The sequence below is a fragment of the Anaerotaenia torta genome, assembly GCF_050433395.1.
Taxonomy (GTDB): Bacteria; Bacillota; Clostridia; order Lachnospirales; family Lachnospiraceae; genus Mobilitalea; species Mobilitalea torta.
Genome location: NZ_JBNPXH010000009.1, coordinates 25,461 through 39,695, shown reverse-complemented (window position 1 = coordinate 39,695; position 14,235 = coordinate 25,461). Strand labels below are relative to the sequence as shown.

The following is a 14,235-nucleotide window of genomic DNA, read 5'->3' as shown; positions in this document are numbered from 1 at the left end:
CTTAAAATTCAATATTTTCTATTTCCTGCTCTTATAAGGTTTGAACTCCTTGCCGGTACCCTTATAAAAACGGCTGAACATTTCATAATACTCCAGACGCAGAACCTGAATTCCGACTACCAGACCTTCCATCAGAGCAACAATTACATTGCCGAGAACCAATACGGCGATATTGGGATTGGAGGTCTCCGCACCCGCAAGCAGCATTACAACGCCCATCATGGCCGCATGGCTCAGTGCAAAGGCACCTACACGGAGGAAGGAGATGGTGTTGGTTAAATAACTGAGTAAAACTTCAAACATTTCAAAAATTGCTTCTACAAAAAACATTACCTTATGCTCCGGAAAGATATGTGCCTTCTTCTCCACCAGATGGGTGAGAGGCTCCCGGAAGAAAATGATCACCAGGGGCAGGACAAAGAAGATCGCGAAGAAGATCACTGCGGGCAGAGGACGTCCGGTAAATACCAGAACGACACAGGTAATCAGCATTCCATAGAACACCAGCCCGGCTACTCCATTGGTGTCAAACAGCACACGGCCCCAATCTTTTGCCTTTATTCCGTTGATGATATTAATCAGCATTGCCAGTACAATCAGGAATACGCCGAAGCCGATGGCGGTATACAGCATACTCATGACGTTTTCCCTGGGTGACATCCATACCGGATGCAGCAGCTCCTCAAAGCCGAAGACGCTGCCGTAGAGAAAGCCGAAAATGGTGGAAAAAACACCTGCAAGGGAGATGATGGCAGCCAGGCTCATCTTCTTGAACTTGTAAATCAGCAGGCCTCCGACCACCAGGCAGAGCCCCTGGCCTACATCGCCGAACATAATGCCGAAGATGATGGAATAAGTAATGGCCACGAAGGAGGTGGGATCAATCTCATTATAGGCCGGCAGGCCGTACATCTTGATGAACATCTCAAAGGGCTTGAACAGCTTCAGGTTCTTCAGCTTTGTGGGAGGCTTCATATCCTTATCCGCCTGCCCGTCGTCCGTGAGACAGTATACCAGGTCATCCTTTTCTGTTTCTGCAAGGAGGGCAGCACAATCCTTCTCTGTAATCCAGCCGCAGATAATATAGAAGACATCCTTCTTGCCCTTCTCCCGTGTACAGGCGGCCAGCTTGCGGACATCAAAATTCCTGGAAAGAAGATCAACCGTATAATGGGCCCTCTTCAGATCGGATGCCACATCGTTCAGCCGTGCCTTAATCTCCTTGTAGATATCATCCAGCTCCTTGCCGAGATCGCTGATCTTTGTGACGATGGAATGATAGGATTCCTCCGGAGTTCCCTCGTAGGCATCAGGCAGCTTGACCCGTTCGAAATGGAGAGAGGTATAGATCGCATCAATCTTCACCGCTTCATTCGCCGGCACAAAGTAGATGCCCCACACATACTCCCTGTCACGCTCGCATTCATAAAAAACAGTGGTGAGATTCTCATACACGTATTTGGAAAAACGGGTGTAAAATTCATGAGGAATCTTACCGAACCGGAATTTAATGAATTTCAGGTCCATAATCTTATGAATGTCATAATCCAGATGACGGAAATGCTCAATCTGGGTAAGAAGCTCATTGCATTCGTGCTGCTGGGCCTTTAAAACCTTCTTTTTATCATTCAGATCCGACAGGGTGTTATATGCGGCATTAATAATATCGGCGGCTTGTTGGGGAGACATCAGTTCCTGATTGCCGGGATCGGGACCCTCCAGCTTCTTCACCAGATCCTCGGACTTTGCAGCCAGCTCCTTGTAGGGGTTATTCTCTATAAAGGGCCTCAAATTATGGGAGGTACTAAGCTCCGTAAGAGCATTCTCTAAATGGATATCATATTTGGTAAGATAGGTATTGATTACCCGGTCAAAATCCTCTTTGGGACCGGTAATACTGATAAATTTCATTTTTTCAATCACTGCTTCACACCTCCAGTTCTATATTTAATATAGGATATATTCCTGCTTCTTCTTTAAATCCAGACCATAGCGGATGCATTCCAGGGCGGAGGTCAGCCGCTGTATCTCCATCCCCTTGCAAAAGAGATAATAGTTGACCTGGGTCATGGATGCGGGATAACGCGCTATATTGACTAAATATATTTTATCAATGATTCTGGAATACTCCCGCTCCATGGAACCATCCTTCAAAAAAGGAATAAAAAATTTGTAACGGGTTGTTTGCAGGGCGTTCAGGAATTCCTCCGTGGTGGCCGCCTGTACCAGCCGGGAGAGCTGGGAAATACTCAGCTTGTAATTCACCGGAATTAAGTAGGTGAAGATCTGGGCGGAATTCATATCATACATTTTTTTGGAGCGGTAGATCCACATAATATTCAGCAGATCAATCTCCGTACCCATGCGCTGGGTAAAGGCGGTACGGTTCTTCCCCCTCAGAAGAGAATCCTTCAGCTTCCAGGAACGGGTAAAATAATAAACGTCCAGGGTCATCTCATAATCGAAGGAGGTCAGGTCCGGCTTGGCGTTCAGCTTGGACAAGAGCTTATAATACTGTGTTCCCTTCAAATTCTGAATATATTCATCAATGGACCGGGACGAGGAGAGCAAAGCTGCATTGATCTGGGAGTGCCTGCTGAAAAATTGCTGGAACGCTGACAGGTCATAGACTTTTTCACTGCTGTGGATTAACCGGATACAGGTCTTTAATACATTGATTTCATATCGGAAGAAGACCAGTTCCAGATCCTGACGCTGAATATCGTTGGCAAAGCGATAGATTTTTGCATAGTCGATAAACAGGGTATTGAACAGCACACGCTCGGCCTCGCCGCGGTGAACCTGACGCTCATCATAATGCCGTAAAAATTCGGCATAGCCCGGGTGCCTTTTCAAAAAAGCAACGAAGTCGGCAACTGTCTCCAGGTTAGTGATCTTTTCATAATCGGCTTTGCTGATCAGCTTTGAATGCATTGCCTTAACCTTTGTATTAATACCGCTATAAGAAATTGCGGAATCCATAAGCAACCACCTCCATTCTTACAAGAAAAAATATAGAGTCCGCTTGCGGACTCTTGCGCTGCCGCGCAGTTGCCTTTAGGCAACATCTACCATGTACGCGGGCGTCCATGGTATCGGTACTCTGTGCCATGATTATTGCTGCCAGTAGAGATAATAGAGATTAGATCCGGGTAATACATTGGAACACCTTTTCAACCAGGGTATCATGGTTCTCCTGATAATAGGTCTCCAATTCCTTCAGCTGTATCTCGCTATCATTGATAAGCTGCTGTTTCTCCTGCTCGATTTCCTTCTCGGACTGTTCCATAAGACTTTTGATTTTCTTATTATTCTCTTCGGCAATGCCGGATTCCAGCTGGGCAATCTGCTTTTCATTTTCTTCATATAGTTCATTTTTTTCGATATTGGCACGTTCAATGATTTGATTGGCTTTTTTCTCTATATCAAATAAAAGACTAATGACCTTTTCCATATGCTACCTCCTACCGACGACATGAATACACACATTATCATAACTCGTTTTTAATTATTTGCAATAGTGAATATGTACAATTTCATGAATAATTATAATGTATTATGTAAAAAACTTATAAAAAATATTTAGAAAACGTTTAAGTAAAAAGCAGAAAAAGGGCTTGCAAAATTCTTCGAAAAGGTTTAAACTAAAGATAGCAGTTGGATAGATATTCATCATAAAAATAGGAAATGTTTGATATAATACGGAAAAAGGTTAATAAAACATCCGGATTTATTGCAGAAAGTTTTTTTTGCAACAGGAGCTCCTACCGGAGGATAATAATACATAAAGCTGAAAACAGGGACAGAAAACGATTAAGTAATGACGAGGAGAATATAGCGTGGTGTCAATCAAGGATGTTTCGATTCGATGCGGGGTATCGGTGGCAACCGTGAGCAAGGCCCTGAATGATCATAGTGATATTGCTGCGGCAACAAAAGAGAATGTAAGAAGGATTGCGAAGGAGATGGGCTACTTCCCGAATTCCTCAGCCCGAGCTTTAAAGACAAACCGTACCTATAACATCGGCGTGTTATTCATGGATGAAGCCCAGAGCGGCCTGACCCATGCATACTTTGCCAATGTGCTGGACAGCTTTAAGGTGGAGGCGGAGAAACACGGTTATGATATAACTTTTATCAGTAAGCACACAGGGCATAAGAATATGTCCTATTATGAGCACAGCAAGTACCGTGGAGTGGACGGAGTAGTAATTGCCTGTATCAATTTTACGGATCCTTCCGTACAGGAATTAATCAGGGGGGATCTTCCGGTGGTGACCATTGATCATGTGTTTGACAACCGGACAGCCATTATCTCGGATAATATTAAGGGAATGAGAGATCTGCTTACCTATATTTATGAGAAGGGTCACCGTAAGATTGCATATATCCACGGAGCCGATTCCTCTGTTACCCAGAACCGGGTGGGAAGCTTCTATAAGACCATGGGAGAGCTGGGGATTGAAGTATCCGACGATTACGTGAAGAGCGGCATCTATCATGATGTTGAAACCACGGCGAGACTCACCAGAGAGCTTCTGGAGCTGAAGGACCGTCCTACCTGCATTATTTTCCCCGATGATTTTTCCTGTATCGGCGGAATTAATGCGATTAAGGAGCAGGGGCTGCGAATACCGGAGGACATCTCCATTGCGGGATATGACGGAATTCTTCTGTCACAGGTATTGGAACCGAAGATAACAACCCTGCAGCAGGATACCGGGCTTCTGGGAAGAAGCGCGGCACAGAAATTGATTGCGCTGATTGAGAATCCCAAGGCAGCAATCATTGAAAGGGTAGTTGTGGAAGGAAGGGTGCTTCCCGGAACCTCAGTGGGAAGTCCGAGAGAGAGATGAGCAAGAATTAACAGGGAATAAGTTTAAAGTGCGGTATCGCTGGGGACCTGGCGGAAACAGGCAAGTGTTTTTATTGCCCCGGCCGGAGGATGGGGAGATAGTCCGGTCAGGCAGGGAATTCGGATGCCGCATGGCAAAACAACCTGTTGCCGTTAAAACGGCGAAGTTAATACAAAGCTTTATAAATATAGAAGCTTTGCAAAGGGGAGTATTAGAAATAAAGAATAAAGGATTTCATTTTCGCAGACAATTGGGTGGGAAATGAAATCCTTTTTTCATGCCGGATCCATGTTCCTACGCTGTGACATATAATTTTAAATGTAATATATTTGTCGTTTTGTACAGGAAAAGGAAGCTTTTTTATGCATCCTAGTTGAATAATACCATTGTATCAGTTATAATGGATACGTTATCCATTATTGAAATCCCGGAGGTGAATTCATGGCAAAGGAAACAGTGGAGGCCGTCCGCCAGGCAGAACAAAAGGCTGCGGAGCTGGAAAAGGAGGCAATCCGGAGGAAGGAGGAAATCCTGTCCGCCGCTTTGCAGGAAGCAAAGGCCCTGGTTGCCGAGGCAACGCAGCAGGCTGAACAACAGGCCCGGCAGGAACTGGCTTTAGCCGGCAGACAGAGTGAAAGGATGATGGAAGCTGCAATGAGCAGAGCGGAAAAAGAAGTTGTTTTAATGAAGGAAATGGCGAAGAATAAGGAAGAAGCAGCGATAGACCTGGTTCTTTTCAATGTTATCTGAGCAAAGGGCAGTACGATTATAAAGACAGGGAGGTGTGTTCGCTATGGCTATGCTGCAAATGCAGCGAATTTCCATCTATGCATTGAAGAAAGACCGGAAGCCGTTGCTTGAGCTGCTGCAGCGCCGAGGAGTCGTGGAGATTGATGATGGGATGCAGGAAGACCAGGTGTTTCGGAAAACGGATATGTCCTATGCGAAAAGCAGTTTTGAGAGAACGGTCCAGATTTGCAAGGACGCAGTCGGCATTCTGGACCAGTATGCGGCCGTGAAGCAATCCATGCTTGCCGCACTCAATGGACGCAGAGAATTATCGGTACAGGAATATGAGGAGTTCAAGAGCAGGCGTGAAGCAACAATCCGGGCTGCCGGCCAGATTCTGGAATGGAATAAGAAAATTGCAGAATACGGAGCCGAGCTGGCCAAGCTTAAACAGCAGATGGAGATGTTATCCCCTTGGGTAACTCTTGATGTACCGTTGAAATTTACCGGCACCAGGAAGACCAGATGCTTTATCGGAACGATACCGGGGAAGCGGACCCTGGAGGAGATTTATCAGGAACTGGCGGAGTATATGCCCTTTGACGCAGATATCATCAGTTCTTCCAGAGAGCAGACCTGTATTTTTCTTCTGTGTGCCAGGGAGAACGGAGCCCGTGTATATGATGCGCTGAGAAAGATGGATTTTGCCCATCCGGGAATGCTTACGGACCTGGCACCCTCGGAACAGCTGGCGGTTCTTCAGGGGCAGGTGGAGGAAGCGGAGGCCGCAGTTCGGGAGAACCGGCAAAGGATTGTGGATGCCGCCGTCTTCCGGGAGGATCTGAAGCTTCTCCAGGATTATGACGGGACACGGTTTGAGAAATATGACACCATCGGAAGGCTGCTGCAATCAAAGAATGTATTTATTCTCACCGGATACATTGCGAAAGAGGATGCAAAAGAGCTTGAGGCTGAATTGACAGGACGCTTTGAACTGGCCGTGGAGTTTGACGAGCCGGAGGAAGAGGAAGAGGTTCCCGTCAAGTTAAAGAACAATCGGTTCGCAGCACCGCTGGAATGGGTTGTGGAAGGCTTCAGCCTGCCGGTAAAGGGTGAGATTGATCCCACCTTTATGATGGCGATTTTCTATTATCTGCTGTTTGGCATCATTATGGCGGATGCCGGATATGGCTTGCTTATGGTGGCTGCCTTCGGAGGCTTATTATTAAAAGGCCGCAAGACCATGGACCCTTTTATGAAGAATTTCATGACCATGTTCTTATACTGCGGTATTTCCTCCATGATATGGGGAGTTGCCTTCGGAAGCTACTTTGGCGACCTGATTGACGTGGTGGCAGTGAATTATTTTGGGGCGGAGAGTGTACCGATCATTCCTCCCGCGTGGTTCTTCCCCATCAGCAAACCCATGCAGATGCTGACCTTCTCGATGGCCCTTGGTATCGTTCATCTGCTTACAGGCTTGGTGGTAAAGGCTTATCAGCTCATCAGGGAGAAGGATTATATTGCAATCATATATGATTCTCTGTCCTGGTTTATTTTGATCCTGAGCTGCACTGTAATCCTGTGCTCCATGGATATGATCCAATCCATCCTTGGAGTTGCAATGGAGATTCCGAAAGGCATTTTAAATATCTGTACCATCGCGGCCCTGATTTGTTCCATAATCATTATTGCGACCAACGGACGGGAATCCCGTAATCCCTTCAAGCGTTTCTTAAAGGGACTGTATGCATTTTACGGAATATCAGGATATCTGGGCGATGTATTATCCTATTCCAGGCTTCTCGCCCTGGGACTTGCCGCCGGTGTTATCAGTTCCGTTGTCAATAAAATGGCGGCTATGGTAGGAGGAGGACTGATCGGCCCGGTTATATTCACGGTGATCGTTTTATTCGGTCACACCTTGAACTTTGCAATCAGTATTCTGGGTGCATATGTTCATACAAACCGTTTACAGTATGTCGAGTTCTTTGGAAAGTTTTACAGCGGTGGGGGCAGGGCCTTCCATCCCTTTAATATGAAAACAAAATATTATAAGATTAAGGAGAACGTGAGAAATGAAATTTGATCTGGATACGTTAGGAATTGTATTAGCTTTATTAGGAGCGGCATTAGCAGCATTGTTACCCGGAATTGGTTCTTCCAAGGGTGTAGGTATGGCCGGTGAAGCCGGAGCGGGTGTTGTAACAGAGGATCCCGGCAAGTTCGGTAAGGCTCTTGTACTTCAGCTGTTACCCGGTACTCAGGGTATGTATGGCCTGATCATTGCCTTCATCACCTTTACGCAGATTGGCGTACTTGGCGGCAGCAGTGATATTTCATTTATTAAAGGCTTATTGTATTTTGCGGCATGTCTTCCTATGGCTATCGTAGGCTATGACTCCGCCATCCGTCAGGCTAAGGCATCCGTGGCATCCATGGGTATTCTTGCGAAGAAGCCGGAGGCTTTCGGTAAGTCCATTATCTTCCCCGCAATGGTTGAGACCTATGCGATTCTGGCATTGCTTATCTCCATCCTGGCTGTTACCGGTGTAAATGGTATTAATATTTGATAAACTTAAGAATTACTATGAAAGGTAATGTGTTCCTATGACTGGATTAGAAAAGATATTGGAGGCGATTGAAGCAGATGCCCGGAAAGAGGCGGATGCAGTCATCGCTAAGGCGAAGGGCGAGGCGGAGGTAATTCTTGCAGAGGCCCGGAAGGAGGCAGAAGTAAACGGCCGCCGGATTGCCGAGAAATCAGAGGAGGATGTAAGGCTGGTTCGCCACCGTGCAGAATCCGCCGCCGTACTGCAGGAGAAAAAGATGATCCTGGATTCAAAACAGCAGATCATCAGCAATATCATCACCAGTGCTAGAAATAAACTGTCACAGATGCCTAGTTCCGAGTATACGGATATTATTTTATCCATTATTAAAAAACATGCACATAATGAGCAGGGCGAGATCCTCATTTCCGATGCGGATAAGAGACGGCTGACACCGGACTTTGCCGGGCGTCTGACCGAGGCCCTCAAGGACAAGCCAGGGGCACAGCTTCGCATCACGGAGGGAAAGCCTGGATTTGAAGGCGGATTCCTGTTGGTTTATGGGGATGTCGAGGAAAATTGCTCCCTGGATGCGCTGTTTGCGGAGCAAAGAGAGAATCTGCTGGACAAGGTCAATTCGCTGCTGTTCGAATAAATGACCGGAGAGAGGTGATGATATGGCGGACAATCAATATTTATATGCGGTTGCCCGAATTCGTTCGAAGGAGACTTCCCTTCTGAATAAATCCGACCTGGATCAATTGATGAATTGTGAGAATGAAGCCCAGTGTCTTCGGCTTTTGGCCGATAAGGGCTGGGGCAGGGCAGGTGATGAGAATTCGGATCAGCTGTTAAGAGTGGAACGTGATAAAACCTGGGGCCTGATCTCGGAACTGGTAGAGGACATGTCCGTATTTGATACATTTTTGTACGGCAACGACTTTCATAATCTGAAGGCCGCCATCAAGCAGGTGTATACGAATAGTGAATTCAGTGATATTTATATCCATCAGGGAACCATAGAGCCGGCTGCTGTGATTGCTGCGGTAATAGAACATGATTTCAGTGTTCTTCCCGGACATATGCAGGCCTGTGCGGAAGAAGCCTATCAGATACAGATGCATACCGGCGACAGCGGCTTGTGTGATGTGATTATCGACCGGGCGGCTCTGGAGACGATCCTGGCGAAGGGCAAGGCAACGGGGAATGAACTGTTTACCCAATATGCCGAGTTAAAAGTCGCGGCGGCGGATATCAATATCGCGATACGGAGCAGCAGGACGGGAAAGAGCAGGGAGTTCCTGGAGCGGGCTCTTGCCCCCTGTGACACCCTGGACAAACAGGAGCTGATGGATGCGGCGCTGTCGGGGACGGAAGCGATTTATGAATACCTGTCGTCCACGGTATACGCAGATGCGGCTGCCGCACTCCGGGAGTCCTCCTCCGCTTTTGAACGCTGGAGCGATAACCTGATTATCCGGCACATACAGCCGCAGCTTTATAACCCCTTTACCATTTCACCCCTGGCAGCGTATATCCTCGCCAGGGAGAACGAGATTAAAACGGTGAGAATTGTACTTTCCGGCAAGAGAAATAGTATTCCGGACCATTCGATCCGGGAAAGATTGAGGGAGATGTATGTATAAGGTAGCAGTTCTCGGTGATCGGGACAGTATCTACGGATTTGCAGCCCTTGGTCTGGAGACCCGTCCCGTCACAGACCGGGAGGAAGCGGCAAGGGAATTGAAGAAGCTGGCGGAAGGACAGTATGCGGTTATCTATGTTACAGAGGCGCTTCAGGCGGAGCTGGAAACGGAGATTGACCGTTATATATCCGATTACCTGCCGGCGATCATTCCGATTCCCGGTGTTTCAGGCAATACAGGAAGCGGAATGCGCAATGTGAAAAAGTCCGTGGAGCGTGCGGTTGGCTCCGATATCATATTTAATAGTTAAGAAGAATGGAGATTATTATGAGCAAAGGCACAATAAAAAAGGTTGCCGGTCCGTTGGTTATCGCCGAAGGAATGCGCGATGCCAATATGTTCGATGTGGTTCGGGTAAGCGACCAGCGTCTGATTGGAGAAATTATTGAAATCCATGGTGACCAGGCATCCATTCAGGTATATGAGGAAACCTCCGGCCTGGGCCCCGGGGAACCGGTGGAATCCACCGGAGCACCCTTAAGCGTGGAGTTGGGCCCCGGACTGATCGGAAGCATCTTCGACGGTATTCAGCGTCCGCTGGTGGACATTATGGAGGCCATTGGCACCAACTTAAAGAGAGGCGTGGAAATCCCTTCCCTGAACAGGGATGCCCGGTGGCATTTTGTACCCAGGGTTACCGCGGGAGATGCGGTGGAGGCCGGTGATATCATCGGTACGGTTGAGGAGACAGAGATCGTATCTCATAAGATTATGATTCCTTATGGAATACAGGGAACTCTCAGATCGATTAGTGAGGGTGATTATACGGTTACAGATACCGTTGCCGTTGTGGAGAAGCAGGACGGCAGCCTGGAGAATATTACCCTGATGCAGAAGTGGCCGGTTCGTAACGGCAGGCCTTATAAGCAGAAGCTGTCACCGGATAAGCCTCTGGTGACGGGACAACGGGTCATTGATACCCTGTTCCCCATCGCCAAGGGCGGCGTTGCAGCGGTACCTGGTCCTTTCGGAAGCGGTAAGACCGTGGTTCAGCACCAGCTTGCCAAGTGGGCGGAGGCGGATATTGTAGTATACATTGGCTGCGGAGAGCGCGGCAATGAGATGACCGACGTATTGAATGAATTCCCGGAGCTGAAGGACCCGAAGACCGGCAAATCCCTGATGGAACGTACGGTTCTCATCGCCAATACCTCGGACATGCCCGTTGCTGCCCGGGAAGCATCCATCTATGTCGGTATTACTATTGCGGAATATTTCCGTGATATGGGTTATTCCGTGGCGCTGATGGCAGACTCTACCTCCCGTTGGGCGGAGGCTCTCCGTGAGATGTCCGGACGTCTGGAGGAAATGCCCGGCGAGGAAGGCTATCCCGCTTATCTTGCCAGCCGTCTGGCACAGTTCTATGAGAGAGCGGGGCGTGTCATCGCTCTCGGAAAAGAGGGGAGAGAGGGAGCCCTGTCCGCAATCGGCGCGGTGTCGCCGCCCGGCGGTGATATCTCCGAGCCGGTATCCCAGGCAACCCTTCGTATTGTAAAGGTATTCTGGGGGCTGGATGCCAATCTTGCCTACCGGAGACATTTCCCCGCCATTAACTGGCTGACCAGCTATTCCTTGTATAATCTGGGCAAATGGTTTAACGCCAATGTCAATGAAAAGTGGGTGGATCTCCGAGCCAGGATCATGAAGATGCTCAATGACGAAGCGGAGCTGGAGGAGATTGTGAAGCTGGTAGGTATGGATGCGCTATCCGCACCGGACCGTCTGAAGCTGGAGGCTGCCAGATCCATCCGTGAGGATTACCTGCATCAGGATGCCTTTCACGAAGTGGATACCTATACGGATCTTCAGAAGCAGTATCTGATGATGGAGCTGGTATTGCATTATTATGATGCGGCCCTGGAGGCGCTGGGCAAGGGTGTGAGTATCGACAGCCTGGTTAAGCTGGAGGTCAGGGAGAATATCGGCCGTTTCAAGTATGTATCCAAGGATCGGATCGACAGCGAATGTGAGGATATTCTCCAGAAGCTGCAGATTGAAATTAACTATTTAGTGAAGAAGAAGGAGGAAGCCTAATGCCTAAGGAATATAGAACGATTCAAGAGGTGGCAGGCCCTCTTATGTTAGTGCAGGGGGTAGAAAATGTTGCCTTTGACGAGCTGGCGGAAATAGAGCTTGCCAGCGGAGAGAAACGCCGCTGCAGAGTGCTTGAAATCGATGGTTCCAATGCCCTGGTGCAATTATTTGAAAACTCGGCGGGTATTAATCTTGCCAGCAGCAAGGTTCGTTTTCTGGGACGGAGCATGGAGCTGGGAGTAAGCGAGGATATGCTGAGCCGTGTATTCGACGGCCTGGGACGTCCCATCGACGACGGCCCGGAGATTCTTCCGGAGAAGAGGCTGGACATCAATGGTCTTCCCATGAATCCGGCGGCCAGAAATTACCCCCAGGAATTCATTCAGACCGGTGTATCCGCCATTGACGGACTGAACACCCTGGTTCGGGGTCAGAAGCTTCCCATCTTCTCGGCCAGCGGCCTGCCCCATGCCGAGCTGGCGGCCCAGATCGCCCGTCAGGCCAAGGTGCGGGGAACCTCAGAGCCCTTTGCCGTAGTATTTGCAGCCATGGGTATTACCTTCGAGGAAGCTAATTTCTTCACGGAGAGCTTCCGTGAGACCGGAGCCATTGACCGTACCGTAATGTTTGTCAACCTGGCCAATGACCCGGCCATTGAGCGTATTTCGACTCCTCGTATGGCATTGACCGCCGCGGAATATCTGGCATTTGAAAAGGATATGCACGTACTGGTTATTCTTACGGATATTACCAACTATGCGGATTCCCTCCGTGAAGTATCGGCAGCCCGTAAGGAGGTGCCGGGACGGCGCGGTTATCCCGGCTATATGTATACGGACCTGGCTTCCCTTTATGAGAGAGCAGGAAGGAAGAAGGGCAGGAACGGGAGTATTACCATGATCCCTATCTTAAGTATGCCCGAGGATGATAAGACGCATCCGATTCCTGACTTGACCGGCTATATTACCGAGGGTCAGATCATCTTAAGCCGTGAGCTGCACCGCCAGAGCATTCAGCCGCCCATTGATGTACTGCCTTCCCTGTCCCGTCTGAAGGATAAGGGAATCGGAGAGGGTAAGACCAGAAAGGATCATGCCAATACCATGAACCAGATCTTTGCAGCCTATGCGAGAGGTAAGGAAGCCAAGGAGCTGATGGTGGTTCTTGGAGAGGCGGCATTAACGGATATTGATAAGCTGTATGCCAAGTTTGCGGATGCTTTTGAACGGGATTATGTGTCCCAGGGCTATGAAACCAACCGTGATATTGAGGAGACCTTGAATCTGGGCTGGAGATTATTATCCATTCTGCCCAGGACAGAGCTGAAGAGAATTAAGGATGAATTACTGGATCAGTATTATGGCAAGGTATAAGGGGGTGCTGGACTTTGGCTAAGACACGTGTGAATCCGACACGAATGGAGCTTACGAAGCTGAAGAAAAAGCTGGCGACGGCAACCCGCGGTCACAAGCTGTTAAAGGACAAGCGGGATGAGCTGATGCGGCAGTTCCTCGACCTGGTTCGAGAGAACAGGGCACTTCGTGAAAAAGTAGAAAAAGGAATCCGGGATGCCAATCAGAACTTTGTACTGGCCCGGTCCTCGATGCCGGATGAGATGCTGAACGTGGCGCTGATGGCACCGAAGCAGGAGATTACCCTGGAGGCGGGCAAGCGCAATGTAATGAGTGTTGAGATACCGGAATTTGATGTCCGTACCAGGACGCCGGATGCCAATGATATCTTTCCCTACGGCTTTGCTTTTACCTCCAGTGATCTGGACGATGCGGTAAAATCCCTGCAGGATATCCTTCCGGATATGCTTAAGTTAGCCCAGATCGAGAAATCCTGTCAGCTGATGGCGGCGGAGATCGAGAAGACCAGACGCCGTGTGAACGCTCTGGAGCATGTGATGATCCCGGAATTGAGGGAGAACATCAAGTATATCGTAATGAAGCTGGATGAGAACGAGAGAAGCACCCAGGTTCGGTTGATGAAGGTAAAGGATATGATGCTGGAGCAGGCTCATCATTACAGTGAGAGATACCAGAGGAATCTGGAAGCTTAGGAAGTATGGGACTCCGGAAATCAATATTTTGTCCAGCGGGCAAGCGGAACGCAGTACAAAATAGAATAGTAGTCAGGATGCGGGATACTGTTTGAAACGGTATCCCGTTTTTTGTGTTGAAACGACGATATCTTCTGCTTCTGGTTGACAGGGTTCCAAGTACATATTAAAATTAGTTAGAATACTTCCGCCGGTTTTCTATGCCGATAAAGCGTATAGTTAAGCACATATGGTTAAGCACATATGGCTGAGTGTATACGGCCGGGATAATATTGGCTTATGGACGGAAATGC

Annotated in this window: 14 protein-coding genes; 11 read left to right on the top strand and 3 right to left on the bottom strand. The window is 48.4% G+C overall.

The genetic code is table 11. The features are described 5' to 3' along the window. Positions 1–18: 18 nt before the first annotated feature. The 3 genes from HNQ56_RS15000 to HNQ56_RS14990 form a co-directional block, all read right to left on the bottom strand. Positions 19–1,923: a V-type ATP synthase subunit I gene (locus HNQ56_RS15000; RefSeq protein ID WP_429147823.1), complete on the bottom strand. Its 1,905-nt coding sequence runs from the start codon at positions 1,921–1,923 to the stop codon at positions 19–21. 24 nt (positions 1,924–1,947) lie between these two features. Then, complete coding sequence (locus HNQ56_RS14995) at positions 1,948–2,982, bottom strand: V0D/AC39 family V-type ATPase subunit (protein ID WP_429147822.1); 1,035 nt, start codon at positions 2,980–2,982, stop codon at positions 1,948–1,950. Between the two features lie 160 nt (positions 2,983–3,142). Further along, entirely contained in the window at positions 3,143–3,454 is a 312-nt protein-coding gene (locus HNQ56_RS14990; RefSeq protein ID WP_429147819.1) for a hypothetical protein, read from the bottom strand. A 385-nt stretch (positions 3,455–3,839) separates the two neighbouring features. Here HNQ56_RS14990 and HNQ56_RS14985 point away from each other — a divergent pair, with 385 nt between their 5' ends. From HNQ56_RS14985 to HNQ56_RS14935, 11 genes are all read left to right on the top strand, one after another. Next, positions 3,840–4,856, top strand: coding sequence for a LacI family DNA-binding transcriptional regulator (locus HNQ56_RS14985; RefSeq protein WP_429147817.1), 1,017 nt, complete (start codon positions 3,840–3,842; stop codon positions 4,854–4,856). Between the two features lie 130 nt (positions 4,857–4,986). Next, complete coding sequence (locus HNQ56_RS14980; RefSeq protein ID WP_429147814.1) at positions 4,987–5,121, top strand: hypothetical protein; 135 nt, start codon at positions 4,987–4,989, stop codon at positions 5,119–5,121. Between the two features lie 176 nt (positions 5,122–5,297). Then, complete coding sequence (locus HNQ56_RS14975) at positions 5,298–5,606, top strand: hypothetical protein (protein WP_429147811.1); 309 nt, start codon at positions 5,298–5,300, stop codon at positions 5,604–5,606. A 43-nt stretch (positions 5,607–5,649) separates the two neighbouring features. Beyond that, positions 5,650–7,674 (top strand): V-type ATP synthase subunit I, encoded by a 2,025-nt coding sequence (locus HNQ56_RS14970; protein ID WP_429147808.1) that lies wholly within the window; start codon positions 5,650–5,652, stop codon positions 7,672–7,674. Between the two features lies 1 nt (position 7,675). Next, positions 7,676–8,158 (top strand): V-type ATP synthase subunit K, encoded by a 483-nt coding sequence (locus tag HNQ56_RS14965; RefSeq protein ID WP_429148324.1) that lies wholly within the window; start codon positions 7,676–7,678, stop codon positions 8,156–8,158. 37 nt (positions 8,159–8,195) lie between these two features. Further along, complete coding sequence (locus tag HNQ56_RS14960; protein WP_429147805.1) at positions 8,196–8,792, top strand: V-type ATP synthase subunit E; 597 nt, start codon at positions 8,196–8,198, stop codon at positions 8,790–8,792. A 22-nt stretch (positions 8,793–8,814) separates the two neighbouring features. Continuing rightward, entirely contained in the window at positions 8,815–9,783 is a 969-nt protein-coding gene (locus tag HNQ56_RS14955) for a V-type ATPase subunit (RefSeq protein ID WP_429147802.1), read from the top strand. Continuing rightward, positions 9,776–10,093 (top strand): V-type ATP synthase subunit F, encoded by a 318-nt coding sequence (locus HNQ56_RS14950; protein WP_429147799.1) that lies wholly within the window; start codon positions 9,776–9,778, stop codon positions 10,091–10,093. The genes HNQ56_RS14955 and HNQ56_RS14950 overlap by 8 nt, the downstream gene beginning before the upstream one ends. A gap of 17 nt (positions 10,094–10,110) precedes the next feature. Beyond that, positions 10,111–11,877, top strand: a complete 1,767-nt coding sequence (locus tag HNQ56_RS14945; protein ID WP_429147796.1) for a V-type ATP synthase subunit A — start codon at positions 10,111–10,113, stop codon at positions 11,875–11,877. Then, on the top strand, positions 11,877–13,250 hold the full coding sequence (locus tag HNQ56_RS14940; protein ID WP_429147793.1) for a V-type ATP synthase subunit B: 1,374 nt from the start codon (positions 11,877–11,879) through the stop codon (positions 13,248–13,250). The genes HNQ56_RS14945 and HNQ56_RS14940 overlap by 1 nt, the downstream gene beginning before the upstream one ends. A 14-nt stretch (positions 13,251–13,264) precedes the next feature. Further along, positions 13,265–13,942, top strand: a complete 678-nt coding sequence (locus tag HNQ56_RS14935) for a V-type ATP synthase subunit D (protein WP_429147790.1) — start codon at positions 13,265–13,267, stop codon at positions 13,940–13,942. Positions 13,943–14,235 lie beyond the last annotated feature (293 nt).

Bases quoted from the DNA above. Each gene is read 5' to 3' on its own strand.
- HNQ56_RS14945 (WP_429147796.1), top strand. From the start codon at position 10,111: ATGAGCAAAGGCACAATAAAAAAGGTTGCCGGTCCGTTGGTTATCGCC.
- HNQ56_RS14975 (WP_429147811.1), top strand. From the start codon at position 5,298: ATGGCAAAGGAAACAGTGGAGGCCGTCCGCCAGGCAGAACAAAAGGCT.
- HNQ56_RS14950 (WP_429147799.1), top strand. From the start codon at position 9,776: ATGTATAAGGTAGCAGTTCTCGGTGATCGGGACAGTATCTACGGATTT.
- HNQ56_RS14995 (WP_429147822.1), bottom strand. From the start codon at position 2,982: ATGGATTCCGCAATTTCTTATAGCGGTATTAATACAAAGGTTAAGGCA.
- HNQ56_RS14940 (WP_429147793.1), top strand. From the start codon at position 11,877: ATGCCTAAGGAATATAGAACGATTCAAGAGGTGGCAGGCCCTCTTATG.
- HNQ56_RS14960 (WP_429147805.1), top strand. From the start codon at position 8,196: ATGACTGGATTAGAAAAGATATTGGAGGCGATTGAAGCAGATGCCCGG.
- HNQ56_RS14955 (WP_429147802.1), top strand. From the start codon at position 8,815: ATGGCGGACAATCAATATTTATATGCGGTTGCCCGAATTCGTTCGAAG.
- HNQ56_RS14980 (WP_429147814.1), top strand. From the start codon at position 4,987: ATGGCAAAACAACCTGTTGCCGTTAAAACGGCGAAGTTAATACAAAGC.
- HNQ56_RS14990 (WP_429147819.1), bottom strand. From the start codon at position 3,454: ATGGAAAAGGTCATTAGTCTTTTATTTGATATAGAGAAAAAAGCCAAT.
- HNQ56_RS14970 (WP_429147808.1), top strand. From the start codon at position 5,650: ATGGCTATGCTGCAAATGCAGCGAATTTCCATCTATGCATTGAAGAAA.